Genomic DNA, 21600 nt, shown 5'->3' on the forward strand with positions numbered 1-21600 from the left:
TAATTAAGTAAATTATCAATTTTAATATAATAATTAAATTAAATAACTGATGTGATATTATGAATTCAAAAGATTTATACGAATTAGCTAAAGAATGTATGCCTGGTGGAGTAAATTCTCCTGTAAGAGCATATGAACCTTATCCATTTTTTGTAAAAAAAGGACATGGGTCAAAAATATATGATGAAGAGGGAAATGTTTATATTGATCATTGTCTTGCTTATGGTCCATTGATTCTTGGCCATGCAAATAGTGTTTTAAATCATGCAATAGAACAACAATTAAAATTAGGTAATGATTTTGGTGCACCTCATGTAAAAGAGATTGAACTTGCTCGTGAAGTAATTGATAGAGTACCTTGTGCTGAAATGGTAAGATTCTGTAATTCTGGAACAGAAGCTACAATGAGTGCAATTAGACTTGCAAGAGGTTTTACTGGTAAAAATAAAATTATTAAATTTGAAGGAGCATATCATGGAGCACATGATTATGTACTTGTAAAATCAGGTTCTGGAGGAGCATGTAAACCTGATTCTCTTGGAATTCCTGAAGAAACAACTGTAAACACATTATCTTGTCCATATAATGATGAAGATGCTTTAACTGATTTAATTGTAAAAAATGAAGATGATATTGCTGCAGTTATTATTGAACCTGTAATGGGAAATATTGGTTGTGTTGTACCTGATGAAGGTTTCCTTGAATTTGTACGTGAGATTACAAGAGAAAAAGGTATTTTATTAATATTTGATGAGGTTATTACTGGATTTAGAATAGCACGTGGTGGTGCTCAAGAGTATTTTGATATTAAACCAGATCTTGCAACTTTTGCTAAAATTTTAGCAGGAGGATTCCCAATTGGTGCTATTGCTGGACGTAGAGATATTATGGAAATGTTTGCTCCATCTGGACCTATTTATCAAGCAGGAACACTTAGTGGTAATCCAATAAGTATGGCTGCAGGTATTGCTACTATGAAACAGTTAGATTATAATTTTTATAATGATCTTAATAGTAAAGGTCAAGATTTAAGAGAATCAATATCTGATACTGTTGAGGATTTAAATCTTAATGTTCAACCTGTTGGAATAGGATCTATGTTCCAAATTTATTTCAATCCTAATGAGGTACATAATTATCTTGATGCTCAAAAATCAGATACTAAACGTTTTAATGTATACTTTAAAGAATTACTTAAACAAAATGTCTTTATACCACCTAGTCAATTTGAATGTAACTTTATTTCAATTAAACATACTGATGAAGATTTAGAAAAAACTGCAGATGCAATTGAAAATGCTCTTAAAGTTGCATATGAACTAGATTAATTCATTTCTCTCTTTTTTTTATTTTTTTAAATATTTTAAAGTTTTTATAAGTTTAGTTTTTTTAAGTGTTTTTAAAGTATTTTAAGCTTTTTTGTAAGTTTAGTTTTTTTTTATTTTCTAAAACAATTTAAAACATTTTATAAGAATAAGCATTTTATAGTTTTAAATATGTTTTTTTAGTTTTTTTATAAAAATAAGCTTTTTTTAATCTCTAAATATATTTAAAATTTTTTCATGAAAATAAGTTTTTTTATTAAAATAAGTTTTTGATTTAAATTTAGAGTTTGTAAATAAATTGTAGGATAAAGAAGTTAAATTTAACTTTTTATCCAAATAATGATCCAAATCCTTTAGTTGATAATAATCCAACAAAGTCTCCTTTTGGAGCCATTACAATATTTCCTTTTGAGTATTGGTCAAGTGCAGTTTGAACCATTGCAGCTTTTTTACTTGGATCTTTAGTTGCATTCGCCAATGCTTTAGTTAACATTAATACAGAGTTACCTCTAGTATTTTTAGCATTGTATTGCTCTTCACGTACTATACTAATTGAACTTGTATTAACTTTTTTTCCATCAACATATAATGGTCCTGCAGAATTCATGATTGCATTCATTGCTTCTGTATTAACAGCTACAACTGCATCAATTTTAACATGAGTGTTATATTCTACAATTTCTTTAGCATTTTCCATGGATTCTGTGGTATTATTATACCAAAATGAATCGTGAAGTAACATCTTAGATCCAGCACCTTGTGCTTGTGCTTCGGCAGGTTCGGCTTTAGTTGGGTGAGTCATACCATGAGGATAGACAGCAGTATAATTTTTGACAGTTCCATTTTGTAAATGGACAATAAATGCCATATCACATGCTCCCATTCCTGGACGTTTTTCACCTTCATCAATAGCACAGACAAGAACATTTTTATCACCATGTGCTAGTTCACCAGAAGGTTGGCCTCCTCCTAAGAAGAGTGTACCGGCTAATACTGCAACCATACCAACTAATATTACTATTAATATTGCAATAATTAGTTTTTTAGTTCTTCTCATATTTCTCACTTAAAAATTTTTCATGACTCAACATTATTATACAACAAAATATAATTTTTTAATTAAAAAATTCATTTATTAGTAAATAAATTAAATCTTAGTTATTTTATATTTTTTATTAAATATAAATATTATTACTTTTTTATAAAGTGTGCTTGAATTTCTACTTTGATTTTAAATTTGAATAGATTAACATAATTTAATCTAGTGCCTTTTTTGTATAGAATTTCATAATTTTTAATCTTTTTTAAGAAAGTTTAACTTGTAAATTTAAGTTAATTTTTATATATATTATGAATTTAATTAATCTATTATATTTATATTTTTTTATAATAAATTCTTTGATTTTTATGATATTTGTTTAGTTTATATCTAAATCTTTAAACATATCTCTATTTTTTATTATTTTTACTTACTTTATTTTTAAATATAAATTAATAATTAAATTTATTAATTTTAAAAATAATTTTAATATAATGATAAGAATTACAGTTGGTCTTGGGAAAAATAAGAATATTGTTAAAGCTTGTTCTATTTTAAATAAAAAAACTAATCTTAATATTAATATTGTTAAAAATGATGAAGAACTTATTTCTGCAATTTATGATGATAATATTGATGGTGTAGTACGAGGATCACTTCCTGCATCAGGTGTAATTAAAAATCTTAAGAATAAAAGTTCTAATAAAATAAATAGGGCAACATTTATTCATTCTAAAGAATATGAATTTTTAATCTTACCTGTAGGAATAGATGAAGGAAAAACTATTGAAGATAAAGTAACTTTAGCTAAGCAAGCAAGTGAATTTCTTTTAAAACTTAATCTTTCACCAAAAATAGCTATTTTATCTGGTGGGAGATCTGATGATTATGGTCGAACTAAAGAAATAGATAATATGCTTAATGAAAGTTCTAAACTTTATGATATTCTTTCTAATGAATTTAATAAAGATGAAAAATTTAAGAATATTAATTATTCTATTAAGAATTATAATATATTAATTGAACAAGCAATTAATGATAAAAATAATATTATAATTGCACCTAATGGTATTATTGGTAATTATATATTTAGAATCCTTGTTTTATTATGTAAATGGCCAAGTTATGGTGGTGTAACTTTAGGTATTAATAATATTTATATTGATACTAGTCGTGATCAGACTGTTGAAGGTTATGTTAGAAGTATTGAATTAGCATATCGTTTAGCTTCTCTTAAAAATAATGAATAATAATTTTAATAATATTTTATTTTAATTTTTTTGACTTTTTTTTAATATTTTATTTATTTTCTTAAATTTATAGATAAGTATATTATAAATTAAGAAACAAATATTATAGTAATTATATATTTTTTTAAAGTTTTCTAAAATCTTATTGTAATTATATAATATTTTTTTAAATATTATAATAGATTATAAACTTATAATTTAATATTAATTCAATAGGATACATTAAAAATGAAAAAAAGGAATAAATATGGTTGCTCAATTTATTTATGATATATATGAATGGTATCTTATGAAACACTTAGATTCAAGTAACATGCCTAAACACATTGCTATTATTATGGATGGTAATCGTAGATATAGTAAAATACAAGGGAATATTGATGTTGTTAAAGGTCATGAAATGGGTGTAGGTACTTTAGAGAAATTATTAGATTGGAGTATTGATTTAGGTATTAAAATTATCACTGTATATGCTTTTTCTACAGAAAATTTTAATAGACCTAAGCATGAAGTAGAAGGTTTAATGGACCTTTTTGTTAAAAATTTTAAACGTTTAGTTACTCATGAAAAAATACATAAATATCATATTAAAGTTCAGGTTGTTGGAAGAACTGATTTATTACCTGATAGAGTAAAAGAAGCTATTAATGAAGCAGAAGAATCAACTAAAGATTATACTGATAGATTATTTAATCTTGCAATTGGTTATGATGGAAGACTTGAAATTGTTGATGCTGTTAAAAAAATATATAAAGATATTGAAGCAGGAAATATTAGTATAGATGATGTTGATGAAGATTTAATTAGTAAAAACCTTTATACTGCTGGTTTAGAAGATCCAAATCTTATTATTAGAACTAGTGGTGAAGAAAGGTTAAGTGGTTTCTTACTATGGCAATCTTCTTATTCTGAATTATATTTCTGTGATAGTTTATGGCCAGAATTTAGAAAAACTGACTTTTTAAGAGCTATACGTGATTATCAATCAAGAGATAGACGTTTTGGTACATAGTTTTTCTATTATATATTTTTATCTTTTTTTAAGATTTATTCAAAATCATTTAAGGTAAATATTTTAAATTTAAGAACAATATTCTTTTTTAAAATTGAATTTTAAATAAAATGCATTTAATGGATTTTTTAGAATTTATTAAAGTTTGTATTTTGGTATAATTTTTTCATAACTTTAATAATATTTTTTTAATCTTTTTAATGGTTTTTATATAAGTTTTAGGTATTTTTAATAGTTTTTTTAATTTTTTAAGTGATTTTATATAGGTTTTATGTATTTATTTTTTAATCTTAAATTTAAAATGATTTAATATAGTTTTAGGTATTTTTTAATAGTTTAAGTGATTATATAGGTTTTAGATATTTTTAATAGTATTTTTAATCATTAGATGCTTTGATATAGATTTTAGTTAAGTATTTTTTTTAAGTGATTTTTATGATTGATACACATTGTCATATAGATTTTGAAGAATATGATGAAGATCGTGATGAGGTTATTAATAGAGCAAAACAAGTTCTTGATTATATAATTGACTCTGGAACTAATCCAATTAGTAATAAATATGTTGTTGAACTTTCTAAGAAATATTCTAATTTTTTATATCCAACTTATGGATATTATCCAGTTTCATCTGAAAAAAGAACTAATGATGAAATCAATAGTGCTTATGATTATTTAATTAATCATTTAGATGATTATGTTGCAATTGGTGAAGTTGGAATGGATTATTTTTTTGTAAGAGATAAAAGTTTAAGAGAAAAGCAGAAAAAAGTTTTTACTGGTTTTGTTGAAATAGCTAATGAATATGAAAAACCATTACTTATTCATGGGCGAAATTGTGATAAAAAAGTATTAAACATTGTAAATGATTATGAAAATATTCCTTATGTAATTTTTCATTGTTTTAGTGGTAGTTTAAAAACTGCAAAACGAATTATGGAACATGATAATTATTTTATGAGTTTTTCAACTATGGTATGTTATTCTAAACATCATCAAGATTTAATAAAAGATATTCCAGTGGAGAATATCGTTGTTGAAACTGATAGTCCTTTTCTTGCTTTAACTAAAGAAGAAAGAAATGAACCTGCCTTTGTACTTAGAGGAGCTAAGAAAATTTCTGAAATTAAAAATATTTCATATGATTATGTAGATGAAGTAACTACTTATAATGCAAAAAAAGTTTTTGGTCTTAAATAATTAAAATTTCTTTTATTATTTTTAATTTATCTTTTAAATTTTTAATTTAATTATTCATTTTTTTAATTTAATTTTATTTTCTTAATTCTATTGTGATTTATTTTTATTAATTATAATTTAGTTTTCTAAATTTTATTAATACTTATTTTTGTATTTTTAGTTTATTTTTTTGAATTTTATTAATACTTATTATTGTTTTTGTTTTTTGTATTTTGAGTTTGGTTTTTTAAATTCTATTAATAGCTATTTTTCTATTCTGATTTTTATAATTAAAATTTAATTTTAATTTTTATAATAATAATTAAATACCTTTTTAATTAAAAGTTTATAAATTAAAAGAATTAATATTATATATGTATGAAATAATTCATTAATTCTATTTTTTAGAAAATAGTTTTAAATATCTTATTTAAAGATACTTTTCATTGAATTATATTATTCTTATTATTTTTTTATACTATGAGGTGAATTAAGTGGAATACTTATTAAAAGACTTAAGAAGAACCCATTATACTTCTGATGTTAATGAAGATGTTATTGACCAGGAAGTAACAATTATGGGATGGGTTCATGAAATTCGTGATTTAGGTGGAATTATATTTCTACTTATTAGAGATTTTAAAGGTTTGATACAAGTTACTGCACCAAGTAAAAAAGTATCAGCTGAAATTTTAGAAGATATTAGATCACTTAGAAAAGAATCTGTTGTAGCAGTTAAAGGTAAAGTTCAATCTTCTGGAAAAGCACCAAATGGTGTCGAAATTATTCCATCTGAAATTACTGTTTTAAATATGGCTAATCAACCATTACCATTAGATCCAACAGAAAAAGTTAAAGCAGAAATGGATACTAGATTAAATTCAAGATTTTTAGATTTAAGAAAACCTGGTGTAAGTGCAATTTTCAAAATTAAAAATCAATTTTATAAATCTGCACGTCAATATTTCTATGATCATGATGTTATTGAAATTCAAACTCCTAAACTTGTAGCTTCAGCTACTGAAGGTGGAACTGAACTTTTCCCAATTACTTACTTTGAAAGAGAAGCTTTCCTTGGACAATCTCCTCAATTATATAAACAAATGATGATGTCTGCAGGATTTGATAAAGTATTTGAAATTGGTCAAATATTTAGGGCAGAAGAACATGATACTTTAAGACATTTAAATGAAGCTATTTCTATTGATATGGAAGCTTCTTTTATGGATGATGAAGATGTCATGAAAATATTAAATGAATTATTAGTAAAAGTAATTACTGATATTAATGATAATTGTGCTGATGAATTAGAATTACTTGACCATAGTATTGAAGTTCCTAAAAAATTCGAAAGAATTGATTATGATAATGCTGTAGATCTTGTTAATGAAGCAGGCGTTGAAATGGAATATGGTGAAGATTTATCTCGTGAAGGTGAAAAAGCTTTAGGTGAAGCAATGGGTGACTTCTATTTCTTAACTGGATGGCCTACTGCTATTAAACCATTTTATGTAATGCCTTATGAGAATAATCCTGAAAAATCTCATGCTTTTGATTTAATGTATAAAAATCTTGAATTATCTTCAGGAGCTACACGTATTCACCAATATGATCTTGTATTAAATCAATTAATTGAAAAAGATTTATCACCTGAATCTTTTGCTGCTTATCTTAAAGCATTTAAATATGGTATGCCACCTCATGCAGGTTGGGGTCTTGGTGCTGACAGGGTAAACATGGTATTAACTGGTGTTGAAAATATTAGGGAAACTGTACTCTTCCCAAGAGACAGACATCGATTAACTCCTTAGGTTTAATACCTAAGGTTTTACTTACTTTTTTTTATTTTTTTTTTTTAAGATTTTACTTATATTTTAAAATCATTTAGAACTATATATTTATATATATGAATATATAAATATTATATTTGGTGATAATATGAAAGTTTTACTTGTAAATGGAAGCCCTCATAGGGATGGATGTACTAATGAAGCATTATCTATTATAAAAGAAGAATTAGCAAAATTTAATGTTGATAGTGAAATATTTTGGATAGGTAATAGACAAGTACGTGGTTGTATTGCATGTCAGAAATGTATTGAAGATGGTATGTGTAACTTTACTGATGACTGTGCAAATGATCTAACAAAAGCAATCTTAGATTCTGATGGTTTAATTATAGGTTCTCCAGTATATTTTGCAGGTCCTAATGGTGCGCTTTGTGCATTACTTGACAGGGTATTTTACCATAATGCTAAACGATTTTCATTTAAACCTGCCGCATCTATTGTAAGTTGTAGACGTGGAGGATCCACTGCTAGTTTCGATAGATTGAATAAATACTTCACTATTTCTAACATGCCTATTGTAAGTAGTCAATACTGGAATGGGGTTCATGGTAATACTCCAGAGGAAGTAAGATTAGATAAAGAAGGTCTTCAAATTATGAGAACATTAGCAAGAAATATGGTATGGATGTTAAAATCATTTACTCATGAAGAAACTCCTAAAATGGAAGCTCCAATTTCTACTAATTTCATAAGACCTATGAAATAATTTTAAAATAAAATTTTTAAGTAAATATCATAGTTTAAATTTATTATTTATATTTAGAATCTTTTGAAAATTATTTATAGAAATCTAATAATATACTGGTTTAAAATCAATTTAATAGCTTTATTCTAAATTTTAGACTATTTTTAAATAAATTTAATTTATTGAAATTCATTAATTTTTTTAATTTTAAAATAAGTGGTTTTTAATAAATTAATTAATTTTTAAAAAAAAGTTAATAAATGTATTTTACATTTATTAAATTAAAAATAGTCTTGAATAAAGTTTTTAATTAAAAGATATTAAGTATTCTTATTATATTATGAATAGAATTCTACATATTTTTAATTAGAAGATATACTCTAGTCTTTGTACTTTATGAATAGAATCTACATAAAATTTTTAATTAGAAGACCTTTAATTTCATTAAGAAGTTTAACTTGTTCAAGGTCATATTGATTAAGTTTTTCTAAATCTTCTTTAATTTTTTTATAATCTTCTATTTTTTTATCAAAATCTGTAACTTCATCAATATTTGATATTGCATTTTCAAATTCATTTTCTTCTTCTGCTTCAATAGATCTTGTAATCTCATTTACAAGTTTTAATTGAGATCTACTTAATTTATTGGTTTTTGTAACTCCTTCTTTAATATCATCTAAATGCTGGAGAATTTCTTCAGATTTATCCATAAAAATCACCTTTAGATAAATAATTAAGTTAAGATTCTAATTTTAGTATTAATATGATTTTTTTTAAAATAAGAATTTAATCTTTAAATCTTACTTTAACTGAATCTGCATGTGCAAAGAAACCTTCATATTCTGCAATAGGAAGGATAGTTTCTTTTAAGGTATTTAATCCCTCTTTTGTAATTTTTTGTACTGTAGGTTTTTTCAAGAAGTCTTCAGTAGAAAGTCCAGAATACATCCTTGCTCCAGCTCCTGTTGGTAATACGTGGTTAGTTCCACTACCATAGTCACCACATGCTACTGGTGCATAATTACCTAAAAATATTGAACCTGCATTATTAATTTTACTTAAAGTATATTTATTATCTTTAGTTGCAATAATTAAATGTTCTGGTGCATATTTATTAGTTACATATATTCCTTCATCAATATCTTTTACAATAACAATTTTTCCTCTTTTTGAAAGAGATGCTTCAATAATTTCTTTACGAACTGCTTTTTCGCTTATTTCTTTTATTTTTCTTTCAACTTCATATCCTAATTTTTCATTAGGTGTTACAAAGATACATGCTGCATTAGGATCATGTTCTGCTTGGGATAAAATATCATATGCAATAAATTCTGCATCATCTGTTTCATCTGCAAGTACTAAAAGTTCAGATGGTCCTGCAGGGAATTCAATATCTACATCACCATATACTAATTTTTTAGCTCCTGTAACAAAGATATTTCCAGGTCCTACAATTTTATCTACTTTAGGTATTGTTTCAGAACCATATGCCATTGCACCAATAGCTTGTGCTCCACCTACCTTATATATTTCATCTGCTCCTGCAATATCACTTGCAACAAGAATTGCATCCATTACTTTTCCATCTTTTCCAGGTGGTGTACAACATACGATTTTTTTAACTCCTGCTATTTTTGCAGGAATAACGGTCATTAATATTGTTGATGGATATGCTGCTCTTCCACCAGGTATATAACATCCAACTGTTTCTAAAGGCCTAATTATTTGACCTGCTGTAATTCCATCTTTAATATCCATTTTCCATTCTTCTGGAATTTCTGCTTTATGGAATTTTTTAATATTACTTGCAGCACTTTTAAGAGCTTCTATAAGATTATCATCAATATTTTTATATGCTTCTTTAATTTCTTCTTCTGAAACTTTCATATTTTCTAGTTTCACACCATCAAATTTTTCAGTGTATCCTAAAATAGCTTTATCTTTATTTTCTTTAATGTCTTCTAATATATCGTTGACTGTAGGTATTATTTTATTAATATCCTCTTCTGATCTTTTTATAATATCATTTAATTGATTTTCATTATACTTGATTAGTTTCATTATATCACTTTTATAAGAATAAATTATTATTTTTATTAATTTAAATTTTGTATTTTTTATTAATTATATATTATTATATTATGTTTATTTTTTAAATTTTAATTGTAGTTTTGATTTTTTTATTTGAGTTTTTGTTTATAATTTTGGTTTTTTTTTATTTGGGGTTTTATTTTTTTGAGTTTTGATTTTGTTCAAATTTTTATTTAATGTTTTGAATATATTTTCTATTAAAATAATTTTTAAAAATTAAATTTAATATTTTCTTTTATTTCTAATAATATTTTTTATATATTCTTATTTTTTTATTTTAGCTATTTAAATTATTATTTTTTAATATTTATATTATTAAATTATTTTTATTTTTTAAATAAGTTTTTTTAAATTCTTTTATTTTTTTAATTATATCTTTAATTATTTTTCTAATTTTTTCTTATTTTTAAATTCAGTTCAATATAACATAACATTTATAAATATAAAAATCTTATATAAGACTATACAGAATTAATTAAAATTAACTATTTTATTTTTTAATAAATCAGTTTATTATTGATAGAATATTTATATAATATTAAATTAGTTCATAGTTTTATTAAATATTTAAAATTAGATATTAATTCTTTAATTATGGATTATATTTATATTAATTTTGAATATTTTTTGGTTTGATATATTAAATGTTATATTAAATCATTTTAGTACAATTTTGATAATCATTTTTTTGATTATTTTAAATTTCAATTATTATTTATAATTATCTAAAATTGTTTAATAATACAATAGTTGATATAATTAAGAAATAGTTATATTAAATATCATTACATAATTAATGGAGAAAATTTTCATTAATATATGAACATTGGAAGTGTTTTTTATGTATAAAGACGAAATGATACAGATGCACCAATTCTTAGTTTATGTTTTAAAATATTTAGCTGAAAATGATGAAATTAAAAATGATTGCAGTGAATATATTGCATTAAACATCAGTCCACATCATATTCACAGAACTAAAGCAGAACATAAACACGCAATTTTTGTATTAGCAAATACAATTTCTAAAATTATATTAAATAAGGATGAAAATTCCATCCCACCAAATGTTACTAATGGTTTACAAGAACTAATTAAAAGGTCTGAAAACGATTTAGCTAAAGCTGAATCTAAATAATTTGGGTATTTAATATTTTTTTATTTTTTATTTTTTTTATTCTATTTTTATTTTATTTAATTAAGTGTATTCTTATTTTTTGTATATTTTCATTATTTTGTTCAATCTTTTTATTGATTTTGATTATTTTTACAAATATTATACAAAAGGTTTATATGTATGTAAGTACTTACTTACATTATGGAAATTGAAGTTAAAGATACTGAGACTAAAATATTATATGCTACAGTACAACTTTTAGAGGAAGGTGGAATTAATAACGCCACTACTAGAAGGATTGCTGATAAAGCACATGTTAGTGAAGTTACTATATTCCGTAAATTTAAAAATAAAGATAACCTTTTAAATGAAGCATCTAAATTTTACTCAGAATATTTTTTAAATAAATTAGATTATGTCTTTGAAATAGATGAAGATGAAGATCTTGTCTCTATATTAAAATCTTTATGGAACAATATTCTTTATCTTTTTGAAGATGATTTAAATTTAATTAAAATTTCCATTGAAGATATGAGGACTGTTTCATTAGGAGATTCAACTTTTAAGAAAATATCTGAGAAGGTAATAAATAATCTTAAAATTATCTTAGAAAAACAGATAAATAAAGGTAAAATCTCTAAAGAGGTAAATATTGAAGTTTTATCTCTTAATATTTATAGTATGATTATCCAATCATTAATTCTTTGGAAAATTTATGGATATACTCCAAGTAAATCTGTAGATGAAGAAGTGGATAATTTTATTGAAATATTATTTAATGGAATTGCTCCATAGTATTTAACTGGTTTTTAACTTTTTTATTAATAATTTAAAGTTATTTGCTGTTTAAATACTGTAAAATTGAAATTATGTAATTATAGGGATATTATGGAAAACACTATGTATGAAAATATTAAGGAAATTGTGAAAAAGGATTTTCACATATTAATTCATTCTCCTGCTGTCCTTGTTGTAATTTTAGTTATTATGTTAATACCTGCAATGTATGCTACTTTAACTATAGAATCTACATGGGATCCTTATGCTAATACTGGTAATATTAAAGTTGCAGTTGTTAATAATGATGTAGGATATACATTAGATAATGGATCATATTACAATATTGGAAATATGCTGGTTAATGAGTTACACCATAATAATAATTTCTCATGGGTTTTTGTAAATGAAAGTAATGCTAAATATGGTGTTCATGAAGGTACATATACTGCAGCACTAGTTATTCCTAAGAACTTCTCAGAACAACTGATGACAGTTGATTCTAATAATCCAGAAAGAGCACAAATTGATTATTATGTTAATGAAAAATTAAATGCAATTAATCCAGTTATTCTAAGATCTGGAACAAGTATTCTTGAAGCTAAAATTAATGATCAAGTTGTTACGGCTGTTGATTCAATAATTTTTGGTAAATTAAAAGATGCTGCTGGAATATTAGATAAAAATAAAGGAGATTTATACAAAGCTCAATCTTTTGCAAATGATTTAAATAGTAATACAGGTAAGGTTGATCAAGGATTAAGTGAAGCTAATTCTGACATGTCAACTATTAAAAATATTTGGCCTCAAATATACAATGCTTTACCTGAAGTAAAAGGTTATTTAGGTACATTACAATCTGATTATGATGTATTAAATGATCAAATTAATAATCATGATTCAAAATCTCGTACTACTATTACTAAAATGAAAGCAGAAGCTAATGCATCTTATAGTGATTTATATACTTTTGATGTTTATTTGAGAAGTATGTATAATATGACTCATTATCAACCATTATTACCAATTATTAATAAGGTTGAAACTAATATGGTTAAACTTCAACAAGTAATGAATGCACTTAATGAAGTTGAAGCTACTATGGATTCTCCAGAAGTTCATAATAAATTAGCTACTACAGGATCACTACTTCAAACATCAAATAAATATGTTGATGAACTGTATAATGATCGTGATGATATTAGTACAAAAATCAATAAAGCATCTTATGCTCTAAGTGTTGCTAATAATGATTGGCCTAAAGTTAAAGCTACTATCCCAATAATTGCTGCTAAACTTAATTCTATAAGTCCAGATACTATAGAAAAATTAGCAGCATATAAAGACATGAATTTAAGTGGAGTAAAAAATTACTTTGAAAATCCAGTTCAATTGAAAAAACATAAAATGTTTTCAGTTCCTAATTATGGTTCTGGACTTGCACCATTTTATAATTCAATTTCATTATGGATTGGTTGTTTAGTTGCAATTGCAATGATTAAACGTCAAGTTAAATATTCTGATAAATACTCTCCATTAGAAGTATTTTTTGGTAGATTACCATTTTTCTTGCTTATTGCATTTGTTCAAGCAACTGGAGTTATAGTTTGTGATTTTTTAATGAAAATCCAAATTACTAATCCAATAGCATGGATTTTCTCACTGTACTTTATTGCTCTGTGCTTTATGATTATTGCATATTGTTTCTACTCTGCATTAGGTAATGCAGGTAAATTAATTGTAATGGTAATTTTATTATTACAAATTACTGCATCTGGTGGTATTTTTGCTGTAGAATTAATGCCTCCATTCTTTGCACATGTTAATCCTTATTTACCATTAACTTACTCAGTAGGTGCATTACGGGAAATTATTGCAGGAATAATATGGAATCATTATTGGTGGAATATAAGTAAACTAGCTATTATGCCAGTTGGATTATTTATAATTACAATTGTTGTTAAAGAAAAATTCGATAGAAAATCTCAAGCTTTAGAACGTATATTAGATGATAGTGGATTTTTCTAGTTAAATATTTAATTTAATTAGCAATACTATCCTTTAATTCTTATTTAATTAATAATAAATTGATTGTATCAATTTTAACTATTTAGTTATTTAATTAATTTGTATTAATTTCAACTATAAACTTAAGATTTTTTTATTTAGTAAGATCAGATTATATCTTAATTTTATTTAGTTAGTAAAATTTTTATTAACTATTCTTTTTAGGATATTAATTAATTAGAAAAATTTTTTCTAATTATTTTTGGCATAACTTTAATAATAAAATATATGGATAATAATTGTTTATAATCTAAATAATTTCTAGTATTATTATTTATTTTCTAAAATAATTATTATTAAAAGATAATAAATTTGTAGTATTGTTATTATCTTTAAAGATATTGTAATTTTACAAGTATCTTTATTTAATAAGTAAAAATTTTACTTATTTAAAATTGAAATTACATGATATATTTAATTTAATTAAAATTATTTAGTATATTATTGTAAATAGTGTTTATATGAATTAAATAGATATTTAGCTATTTAAACTAATATCTAAAGCAAGATTTTAATATTTTATTACAAATATTGTATTAAAATAATTGTATTAGTAATGGAGAAAAAATGTTTTAAAATGTATTTATTGTTGATGTAGTGATTCAGTGATTTAAATTTAGCATTAAAATAACTTGCTTAATCATTGAGGTGTTAAAATTAAAAATATTCAAAAATATGTACTTTTTATAAGTATAATATTTTTAATATCACTTGTTTCAATTTCATGTGTTTCTGCTATAACTATATCTTCTTTTGGAGATTTTAAGGATTCTTCAAAAATGTTAAATTCAAATAATACTGTAAATGATTCATTAGTTATGTTCTCAAGTAATGAGAATATTAGTGATGTAATGGAAAATACTATTAACCATAATTTAAGTGGTGAAAAAGGTTTATTCTTATTACGTACATATATGAATTTAAAATTTCATTATGATTCTAATGGTTCAAGTAGTATTGATGATTTAAATAAAACAGGTAAAGGTAATTCAATAGCATTAGCTCAATTTGCTCAAGATAAACTTTTACAAAATGGTTATGAAGTAAGAATCGTTTCAGGTGAAACTAGTGATTCATTAGATCATCAATGGGTTCAAGTTAAAAATAATGGTCATTGGGAAAACTTTGAATCTACTGCAATCACTCGTGAATGTGGAAGTAAAAACTATACACAATTATTATGTACAAATAAGACAGTTATAAGTATTAATGGTACTGATGTAATGCCTCAAACTCTTGAAAATTACTTTAAATCTAATAAGATAGAGAATTACACATTACCTGATGATACTGGTATTAATATGACTAATGTAAATGTAAGTAATGTAACTATTCAAAATGTAACTATGTCAAATGGTTCAAATATTACTTATATTATCTTAGATAATTCCAGTATGAATAGTAGTAACTTCACACCATCTGTAACTAATCAAAGTAATTATACAAATAATGATACTATTACAGTTACTATGTATCCATCTTGTGCAAACAATTGTGGTGATTATAAACCATATACAAGAACATATTTAAATTACTGTCCATTCTGTCATAAATGGGGTACCTTATCAGATACTCCTAAAGATCCGAATAGGGATGGAAGTGGAAGTTCTAATGGGGGAGCTGGAGTACCAGAAGGAGAAATCACATGTGACCCTGCTAAAGGAGGTTGTGATGCTGATTTCTGTGGTGTTTGTGGTGCTGATAAGATGAATCCTAGTAGAGCTTATTTAGTTATGGTTAATGGTACTGGTAATACCACAGTAAATGGAAAAACAGTTAATGTTAATGTACCTAATGGAAATGTTAATGTTACTGTAAGTTCTGATATTAAAGAAGCTTCTAATCAAATTTGTGCTAATTGTACTAGCTCAGATCAAAAATTAAGGGCTATCCATCATTGGGTAAATCATAATATTCAATATGAATATTATGGTGGTACTAAAAAAGGTGCACAAGGTACCTTTAAGGCAAAAGCTGGAAATTGTTGTGATCAAGCACAACTTGTAATGGCTATGGCTAATGCACAAAATATTACTGGAAGATATGTATATTGTGATAGTGTTTCATTCTTAGATGGAACTTCTGCTCACGTATGGAGTCAATATAATATTAATGGCCGTTGGATAGATATAGATACAGTTAGTACTGGTAGTGATAAAGGATTTGGTTCCTGTGCTGGTCATCCGAATGATGCTATAACTATTCTTGGTCCTAAATTGACCTTTTAAATACAAAACTTAACCCATTCATTTTTTCTTTTTTTATTTTATTTTTAGTTTTTTTTTTTTTGATTGTTTTTTTAATTAGTTGAATGATTGTTTTGTTTTTAATTATTTTTAGATGTTTATTTTGTTTTTTCTAATTTTTAAGTATTTTTTTTTTTAAAAATTTAAGTCTATAATTATTATTTTTAAATTAATAAGATTTTATATTATAACATCTTTTTTAATTGTCTTTTTTAAATTCATAAATCTTAGTTTTATATAATTTTTATAATTAAAAATATATATTATAAATTAAAAAGATTTCATTAAGTTTGAATATTTTTAATTAAATTTAAATTTCAAAAGAGGATTACTATGACTAATAAAATCATATGTTTAGTTGATGGAGAACATTATCTTCCTGTTACAAAGTCTGCAATATCTGTGATTAATGACTTAGAACATAATGAAGTTGTATCTATGGTATTTATTGGTGGAACTGAAAAATTAAAAACTGATAATCCAGAGGCATATTCTGAGTTAATGGGATTTCCAGTTTATTTTGGAGATAATAAAAATGAAATTCCTTATGATTTAATTGAAGAAATGATTGATAAATATAAACCAGATATTATTATGGATTTGTCTGATGAACCAGTTCTTGATTATTCTAAACGTTTTAAAATAGCTTGTCGTGTAATTGCAAAAGGAGTAGTATATGAAGGTACTGATTTTAAATTTGAACCTCCAACTCAAGCAGATATTCCAGAAAAACCTTCAATTAAAATTATTGGAACAGGTAAAAGAATAGGAAAAACTGCAGTTAGTACTTATACTTCTCGTTTAATTGATAAAAACAATTATAATCCTTGTGTTGTAGCAATGGGTAGGGGAGGACCAGAAGTTCCTGAAATTGTTCATGGTGATAAAATTGAAATAACTCCTGAATTTTTAGTAGAGCAAGCAGATAAAGGTGTTCATGCAGCAAGTGACCATTGGGAAGATGCTTTAATGAGTAGAATTCTTACTATTGGTTGTAGACGTTGTGGTGGAGGAATGTCTGGTGAAGTATTTTTTACTAATATGAAAGAAGGAGCAAAGATTGCTAATAAACAAGATTCTGATTTTATAATATTTGAAGGTAGTGGTGCAGCAATTCCACCAATTAAAACAGATAAAACAATAGTTCTTGTTGGTACAAATCAAGATATTTTAAATATTACCAACTTCTTTGGACCATATAGGATTGGACTTGGTGATTTGATTATTTTAACAATGTGTGAAGAACCAATGACTTCAAAAGAAAAAGTTAATAAAATTATTAATTTTATTCATAGTATTAATCCTAATGTAAAAGTTATTCCTACTGTATTTAGACCTAAACCATTAAAATCAATTAAAAATAAAAAAGTTTTATTTGTAACTACAGCACCTAGTTCTGTTAAAGATAAATTAGTTAAATATCTTGAAGAAACTTATGATTGTAAAATAATTGGAACAACATCACATCTTTCTAATAGACCTTTGTTAAAAGAAGATATTACAAAATATATTGATAAAGTTGATTGTATGTTAACTGAACTTAAAGCTGCTGCAGTTGATGTTGCAAGTAAAGAAGCACTTAATTATGGATTAGAAGTTGTTTATTGTGATAATATTCCTATTGAATTAGAAGGAGATTATTCAAGTATTGATGATTCTATTTTAGGATTAGTGGATAATGCGATTTATGATTTTAATAAGAAATAGCATAATGAGGTTAAGATTATGGAAACTATCAGTGAAGTGCTTAAAAGATTCAATCTTTCATTAGATTTAACTCCTGAATTATTATCCCTTGAAGTTGAAGGGGGTTATAATAAATATGAAATTGAGGAATATAGTGATGAAGAAGATGAAGATTTTAATGAGGTTATTAAGTATATTTTCACTTTTGATTATCAAAGAAGAAAATTAGAACATAGTGGAAAGTATTTTGAATATATTGCTTTACTTGTAATTTTTGTTTCTGATGAGGACTGTTCTGTTGGAGATCTTATTCAACTTGCACCAGGTCTACCGGGTGTGGGTATATATAATAGTAATGGAGATTGTGCTATAACTTAACTTTAAATTTTTTTATGTTGTTTTTTTTATATTGCTTCTTTTTTGATATATTAATTTTAATAAGAGGAATTTTTATTTATTCTTAAATATCTTATTAATAAAATATATGGTTTTTTTAGACAAAATATATCTTTATTCTTTGTATGTTTTTAATAAAATATCAAATAATTCCTCAATAATTTCATCTAATTCTAAATCTAAATAATTTAATCCTTTTTCTGTAATACCATTTGGTGTACATACTGTATTTATTAATTTATCACAGTTATCATCAGAACTTGCTCTATTTTTTAATAAAACTTCACTTGATCCAATTAATGTTTTAAGAATTAAATATTTACATTCATCATAATCAAGATTTGTGTGTTTAAATCCAAATTCACTTAATTTTTTAACAAGAATTCCAATGTATGCTGGTGCACAACTAGTTAATATTGTAGCTATTTCTATATCTTCTTCATCAGGAAGTATTTTAACATAAGAAAATTCATTAAACAATGTTTCTAGTTTAGATGAATCTATAAAATTTACATTATCATTATGTACAATTAAACTTATCCCATTTTGAGGATTATCACTTTCTATAAATTCTGAAGCAATACTTGGAATAACTAAACTTATTGGACCATTGTAAATATTTTCAATCTCTTCAAAACTTATTCCTGCACAAGTATGAATAATATGTGTATTATTTAAATTAGGTTTAATTTCAGATATTACATTTAGTAAATCATCACTTTCAACAGATATAATTATTTTATCTGCTTCTGTAGAAAGCTTTTTATTATCATCAGTTATTTTTACATTTGGATAGTATTCTTTTAAAGAATTTAATTTTTCTATGTTTCTATTTGAGATAATAAGTTCATCTTCATTTATTAAGTTTAATTTAAGTAGATTTTCACAAATCATATGTCCAATGTTTCCATATCCAATTATTCCAATAGTCATTTTATCACTTTTAAATTCCTTTTGTATTAACGGTTAGGTTAAATTCAATATTTTTAATTCTTTTAAATTCCTTTTGTATTAACGGTTAGGTTAAATTCAATATTTTTAATTCTTTTAAATTCCTTTTGTATTAACGGTTAGGTTAAATTCAATATTTTTAATTTTATATGTATCATTTATAATAAGTTCATTTAAAAAATCACATATAAGTGAATTTATAACATTAGGATTTTTTATATTTTCTAATTCAATACCATCTTTTATTTTAATAATTTCAGAACCTTTATACAATTCATGAATGCAATAAGCAGATTTTTGAACAGTTTTTGATTCTTTATCTCCATAAATAATCATTAAATCTGATGCTTTTTTATAATCTTTTGCTTTATCAAGTGTATAATTTAAGTTATTATATGCTAAATTTTTAAGTTCTTCTTGATTAAATTTAGAATATGAATCATTTATTAATGAATAATACTTAGATTTTAATCCATAATGTCTAAGATATGCTTTTATAAGAAAAGTTTCATCTTTTTTATCAAGAATTAATCTTTTTGTTTTATCTAAAAAATTAACAATTGAATTTTTACGTTCTTTAACTTCTTCTTTATCTTGATAGTATACTCCAGATATTATTACTTTTCCAATTAAGTCAGGATATCTTGCAAGTATTCTAAGAGCTATTTGCCCTCCAAGATCAATTCCTACTAAATGAACTTCACCTTTTTTGTTTTTTTCTTTAATAATATCTAAAAGATAATCTATACATTTATCAAAACTAAACTCTTCAAAATCGCTTTTACCATGTCCAAGTAAGTCAATAAAAAGATTATTATAGTTATTAAAAGTGTTTTCTTGTTTTATAAAAATCCAATTTCCTAAGAATTTAGGATGTAAAAATAGGATACTATCCTTTTTATTAGGATTTTCTTCAATATAATATAGTTTTTTCATTTTATCCTCTTAATAATCAATATCAAATGGTTCTGTACTTACAATTTTAGGTAATTTTCCAATGGTTCCTACTAAATCTCCAACAGTAATAAGTGCTCCTTGATAAAATTCACTATATTTTTCTGCACTTTCAAGACCATTATTCATTGCATCTTCAACAGTTTCTCCTTTAACTTCATTTGCAATAGATGTTGCAAGTCCATCTGCAATACTTGCTTCTTCTGCAATAATTGTAACTGATTCAGAGTTTCCAAAACTTATGGAATGACCAATTTTTCCAGAGGAAGTACATATTCCAAGTGGTTTATTTCTTGGTTTTAATCTAAAGCCAATATCTTTAATTGTATGTGTATATATTCCACAAACCATTTTTTTATTATTTATAATAGCAATATCTCCACCATTTTCAACAGAAGATAATTTACTTCCTTTTAATATTAAATGATTTAAGCATAATTCTGAGATTGTACCTGCAACAGCAGCCATTGGACCTACATTTGCTATTTTACTACTTTTATCCATTAATTGAATAATTTTATATTTTGTATTAAGATTTTTATCAAATGGTGTAAGTTTTGTTAAGAAATCTGGATTTTCATAAATATAATCTTTTAATTGCCTTCTAATTTTTAGTATAAAATCATTTAAGTTATGATTTTCTAAGTCTGTAATTAACCTTATATGTGTTTCATCTATTTCTATTACTTCTTTATTCATTTTAATCATTTGAAATTTTTTGATTATTTTTTATTTTTTAAGTATTTAATAGATTGTTGAAATCAATTTTTTATAAAAATTTAAACTTAGTTAATACTTGAAAATCAATTTTAAGAAGTTTATTTTAAAAAATTTTGAGGATTTCAACAAAACCTATTTAATTCATATTTTTCTATTTTTAATAATCTTTTATAAACTTATTAATATTATATATTTTATTTTTTTTAATTGACTTTATATTTATCTTTAATAGTTTCTAATTTAGTTTTTTTTAAT

Annotated in this window: 18 protein-coding genes; 12 read left to right on the forward strand and 6 right to left on the reverse strand. The window is 24.2% G+C overall.

Going from position 1 to position 21600, the window contains the following annotated elements:
• Window positions 1-59 precede the first annotated feature (59 nt).
• Window positions 60-1328, forward strand: coding sequence for a glutamate-1-semialdehyde 2,1-aminomutase (gene hemL / locus T523_RS01440; protein WP_042707119.1), 1269 nt, complete (start codon window positions 60-62; stop codon window positions 1326-1328).
• A gap of 325 nt (window positions 1329-1653) precedes the next feature.
• Here the strand turns inward: hemL and T523_RS01445 are convergent, their stop codons facing one another.
• Window positions 1654-2382, reverse strand: coding sequence for a DUF4012 domain-containing protein (locus T523_RS01445; protein WP_042707120.1), 729 nt, complete (start codon window positions 2380-2382; stop codon window positions 1654-1656).
• Between the two features lie 476 nt (window positions 2383-2858).
• Here T523_RS01445 and mtxX point away from each other — a divergent pair, with 476 nt between their 5' ends.
• The 5 genes from mtxX to T523_RS01470 all read left to right on the forward strand — a co-directional run bounded on the left by mtxX (window position 2859) and on the right by T523_RS01470 (window position 8361).
• Entirely contained in the window at window positions 2859-3614 is a 756-nt protein-coding gene (mtxX, locus tag T523_RS01450) for a methanogenesis marker protein Mmp4/MtxX (protein WP_042707122.1), read from the forward strand.
• A gap of 247 nt (window positions 3615-3861) precedes the next feature.
• The gene (uppS, locus tag T523_RS01455; RefSeq protein ID WP_042707124.1) at window positions 3862-4626 is read left to right on the forward strand and encodes a polyprenyl diphosphate synthase; all 765 of its coding nucleotides are present in this window, start codon (window positions 3862-3864) and stop codon (window positions 4624-4626) included.
• A 435-nt stretch (window positions 4627-5061) separates the two neighbouring features.
• Window positions 5062-5826 carry a TatD family hydrolase gene (locus tag T523_RS01460; RefSeq protein ID WP_042707125.1) on the forward strand — a complete coding sequence of 255 codons (765 nt, stop codon included), beginning with the start codon at window positions 5062-5064 and terminating at the stop codon, window positions 5824-5826.
• Between the two features lie 473 nt (window positions 5827-6299).
• Complete coding sequence (aspS, locus tag T523_RS01465) at window positions 6300-7616, forward strand: aspartate--tRNA(Asn) ligase (protein ID WP_042707126.1); 1317 nt, start codon at window positions 6300-6302, stop codon at window positions 7614-7616.
• 127 nt (window positions 7617-7743) lie between these two features.
• Window positions 7744-8361 (forward strand): flavodoxin family protein, encoded by a 618-nt coding sequence (locus tag T523_RS01470; protein ID WP_042707127.1) that lies wholly within the window; start codon window positions 7744-7746, stop codon window positions 8359-8361.
• Window positions 8362-8747: 386 nt separating this feature from the next.
• On the opposite strand, the gene T523_RS01475 is transcribed toward T523_RS01470, so the two are convergent.
• Both T523_RS01475 and hisD read right to left on the reverse strand, forming a co-directional pair.
• Window positions 8748-9050, reverse strand: a complete 303-nt coding sequence (locus tag T523_RS01475; RefSeq protein ID WP_042707129.1) for a hypothetical protein — start codon at window positions 9048-9050, stop codon at window positions 8748-8750.
• Window positions 9051-9126: 76 nt separating this feature from the next.
• Complete coding sequence (gene hisD, locus T523_RS01480) at window positions 9127-10401, reverse strand: histidinol dehydrogenase (RefSeq protein WP_042707131.1); 1275 nt, start codon at window positions 10399-10401, stop codon at window positions 9127-9129.
• An 871-nt stretch (window positions 10402-11272) separates the two neighbouring features.
• On the opposite strand from hisD, the gene T523_RS01485 reads away from it, so the two are divergent.
• From T523_RS01485 to T523_RS01510, 6 genes are all read left to right on the forward strand, one after another.
• The gene (locus T523_RS01485) at window positions 11273-11569 is read left to right on the forward strand and encodes a UPF0058 family protein (protein WP_042707132.1); all 297 of its coding nucleotides are present in this window, start codon (window positions 11273-11275) and stop codon (window positions 11567-11569) included.
• A gap of 180 nt (window positions 11570-11749) precedes the next feature.
• On the forward strand, window positions 11750-12343 hold the full coding sequence (locus T523_RS01490; protein WP_042707134.1) for a TetR/AcrR family transcriptional regulator: 594 nt from the start codon (window positions 11750-11752) through the stop codon (window positions 12341-12343).
• A gap of 93 nt (window positions 12344-12436) precedes the next feature.
• Window positions 12437-14353, forward strand: a complete 1917-nt coding sequence (locus tag T523_RS01495) for a YhgE/Pip family protein (RefSeq protein ID WP_052334595.1) — start codon at window positions 12437-12439, stop codon at window positions 14351-14353.
• Between the two features lie 818 nt (window positions 14354-15171).
• A complete protein-coding gene (locus tag T523_RS08715) occupies window positions 15172-16620 on the forward strand; it encodes a transglutaminase-like domain-containing protein (RefSeq protein WP_052334596.1) in 1449 nt (482 codons plus the stop codon).
• A gap of 345 nt (window positions 16621-16965) precedes the next feature.
• Complete coding sequence (locus T523_RS01505) at window positions 16966-18345, forward strand: P-loop NTPase family protein (RefSeq protein ID WP_042707135.1); 1380 nt, start codon at window positions 16966-16968, stop codon at window positions 18343-18345.
• An 18-nt stretch (window positions 18346-18363) separates the two neighbouring features.
• A complete protein-coding gene (locus T523_RS01510) occupies window positions 18364-18702 on the forward strand; it encodes a hypothetical protein (protein WP_042707137.1) in 339 nt (112 codons plus the stop codon).
• Window positions 18703-18834: 132 nt separating this feature from the next.
• Here the strand turns inward: T523_RS01510 and T523_RS01515 are convergent, their stop codons facing one another.
• The 3 genes from T523_RS01515 to T523_RS01525 form a co-directional block, all read right to left on the reverse strand.
• Complete coding sequence (locus tag T523_RS01515; protein WP_269593443.1) at window positions 18835-19680, reverse strand: pyrroline-5-carboxylate reductase family protein; 846 nt, start codon at window positions 19678-19680, stop codon at window positions 18835-18837.
• Between the two features lie 87 nt (window positions 19681-19767).
• Window positions 19768-20607, reverse strand: coding sequence for an alpha/beta fold hydrolase (locus T523_RS01520; protein ID WP_042707140.1), 840 nt, complete (start codon window positions 20605-20607; stop codon window positions 19768-19770).
• A 9-nt stretch (window positions 20608-20616) separates the two neighbouring features.
• On the reverse strand, window positions 20617-21324 hold the full coding sequence (locus tag T523_RS01525; RefSeq protein ID WP_042707142.1) for a UPF0280 family protein: 708 nt from the start codon (window positions 21322-21324) through the stop codon (window positions 20617-20619).
• Window positions 21325-21600: the final 276 nt, after the last annotated feature.

The organism is Methanobrevibacter wolinii SH, from assembly GCF_000621965.1.
Taxonomy (GTDB): domain Archaea; phylum Methanobacteriota; class Methanobacteria; order Methanobacteriales; family Methanobacteriaceae; genus Methanarmilla; species Methanarmilla wolinii.

Bases quoted from the DNA above. Each gene is read 5' to 3' on its own strand.
- hemL (WP_042707119.1), top strand. From the start codon at position 60: ATGAATTCAAAAGATTTATACGAATTAGCTAAAGAATGTATGCCTGGT.
- T523_RS01445 (WP_042707120.1), bottom strand. From the start codon at position 2,382: ATGAGAAGAACTAAAAAACTAATTATTGCAATATTAATAGTAATATTA.
- mtxX (WP_042707122.1), top strand. From the start codon at position 2,859: ATGATAAGAATTACAGTTGGTCTTGGGAAAAATAAGAATATTGTTAAA.
- uppS (WP_042707124.1), top strand. From the start codon at position 3,862: ATGGTTGCTCAATTTATTTATGATATATATGAATGGTATCTTATGAAA.
- T523_RS01460 (WP_042707125.1), top strand. From the start codon at position 5,062: ATGATTGATACACATTGTCATATAGATTTTGAAGAATATGATGAAGAT.
- T523_RS01470 (WP_042707127.1), top strand. From the start codon at position 7,744: ATGAAAGTTTTACTTGTAAATGGAAGCCCTCATAGGGATGGATGTACT.
- T523_RS01475 (WP_042707129.1), bottom strand. From the start codon at position 9,050: ATGGATAAATCTGAAGAAATTCTCCAGCATTTAGATGATATTAAAGAA.
- hisD (WP_042707131.1), bottom strand. From the start codon at position 10,401: ATGAAACTAATCAAGTATAATGAAAATCAATTAAATGATATTATAAAA.
- T523_RS01485 (WP_042707132.1), top strand. From the start codon at position 11,273: ATGTATAAAGACGAAATGATACAGATGCACCAATTCTTAGTTTATGTT.
- T523_RS01490 (WP_042707134.1), top strand. From the start codon at position 11,750: ATGGAAATTGAAGTTAAAGATACTGAGACTAAAATATTATATGCTACA.
- T523_RS01495 (WP_052334595.1), top strand. From the start codon at position 12,437: ATGGAAAACACTATGTATGAAAATATTAAGGAAATTGTGAAAAAGGAT.
- T523_RS08715 (WP_052334596.1), top strand. From the start codon at position 15,172: ATGTTAAATTCAAATAATACTGTAAATGATTCATTAGTTATGTTCTCA.
- T523_RS01510 (WP_042707137.1), top strand. From the start codon at position 18,364: ATGGAAACTATCAGTGAAGTGCTTAAAAGATTCAATCTTTCATTAGAT.
- T523_RS01520 (WP_042707140.1), bottom strand. From the start codon at position 20,607: ATGAAAAAACTATATTATATTGAAGAAAATCCTAATAAAAAGGATAGT.
- T523_RS01525 (WP_042707142.1), bottom strand. From the start codon at position 21,324: ATGAATAAAGAAGTAATAGAAATAGATGAAACACATATAAGGTTAATT.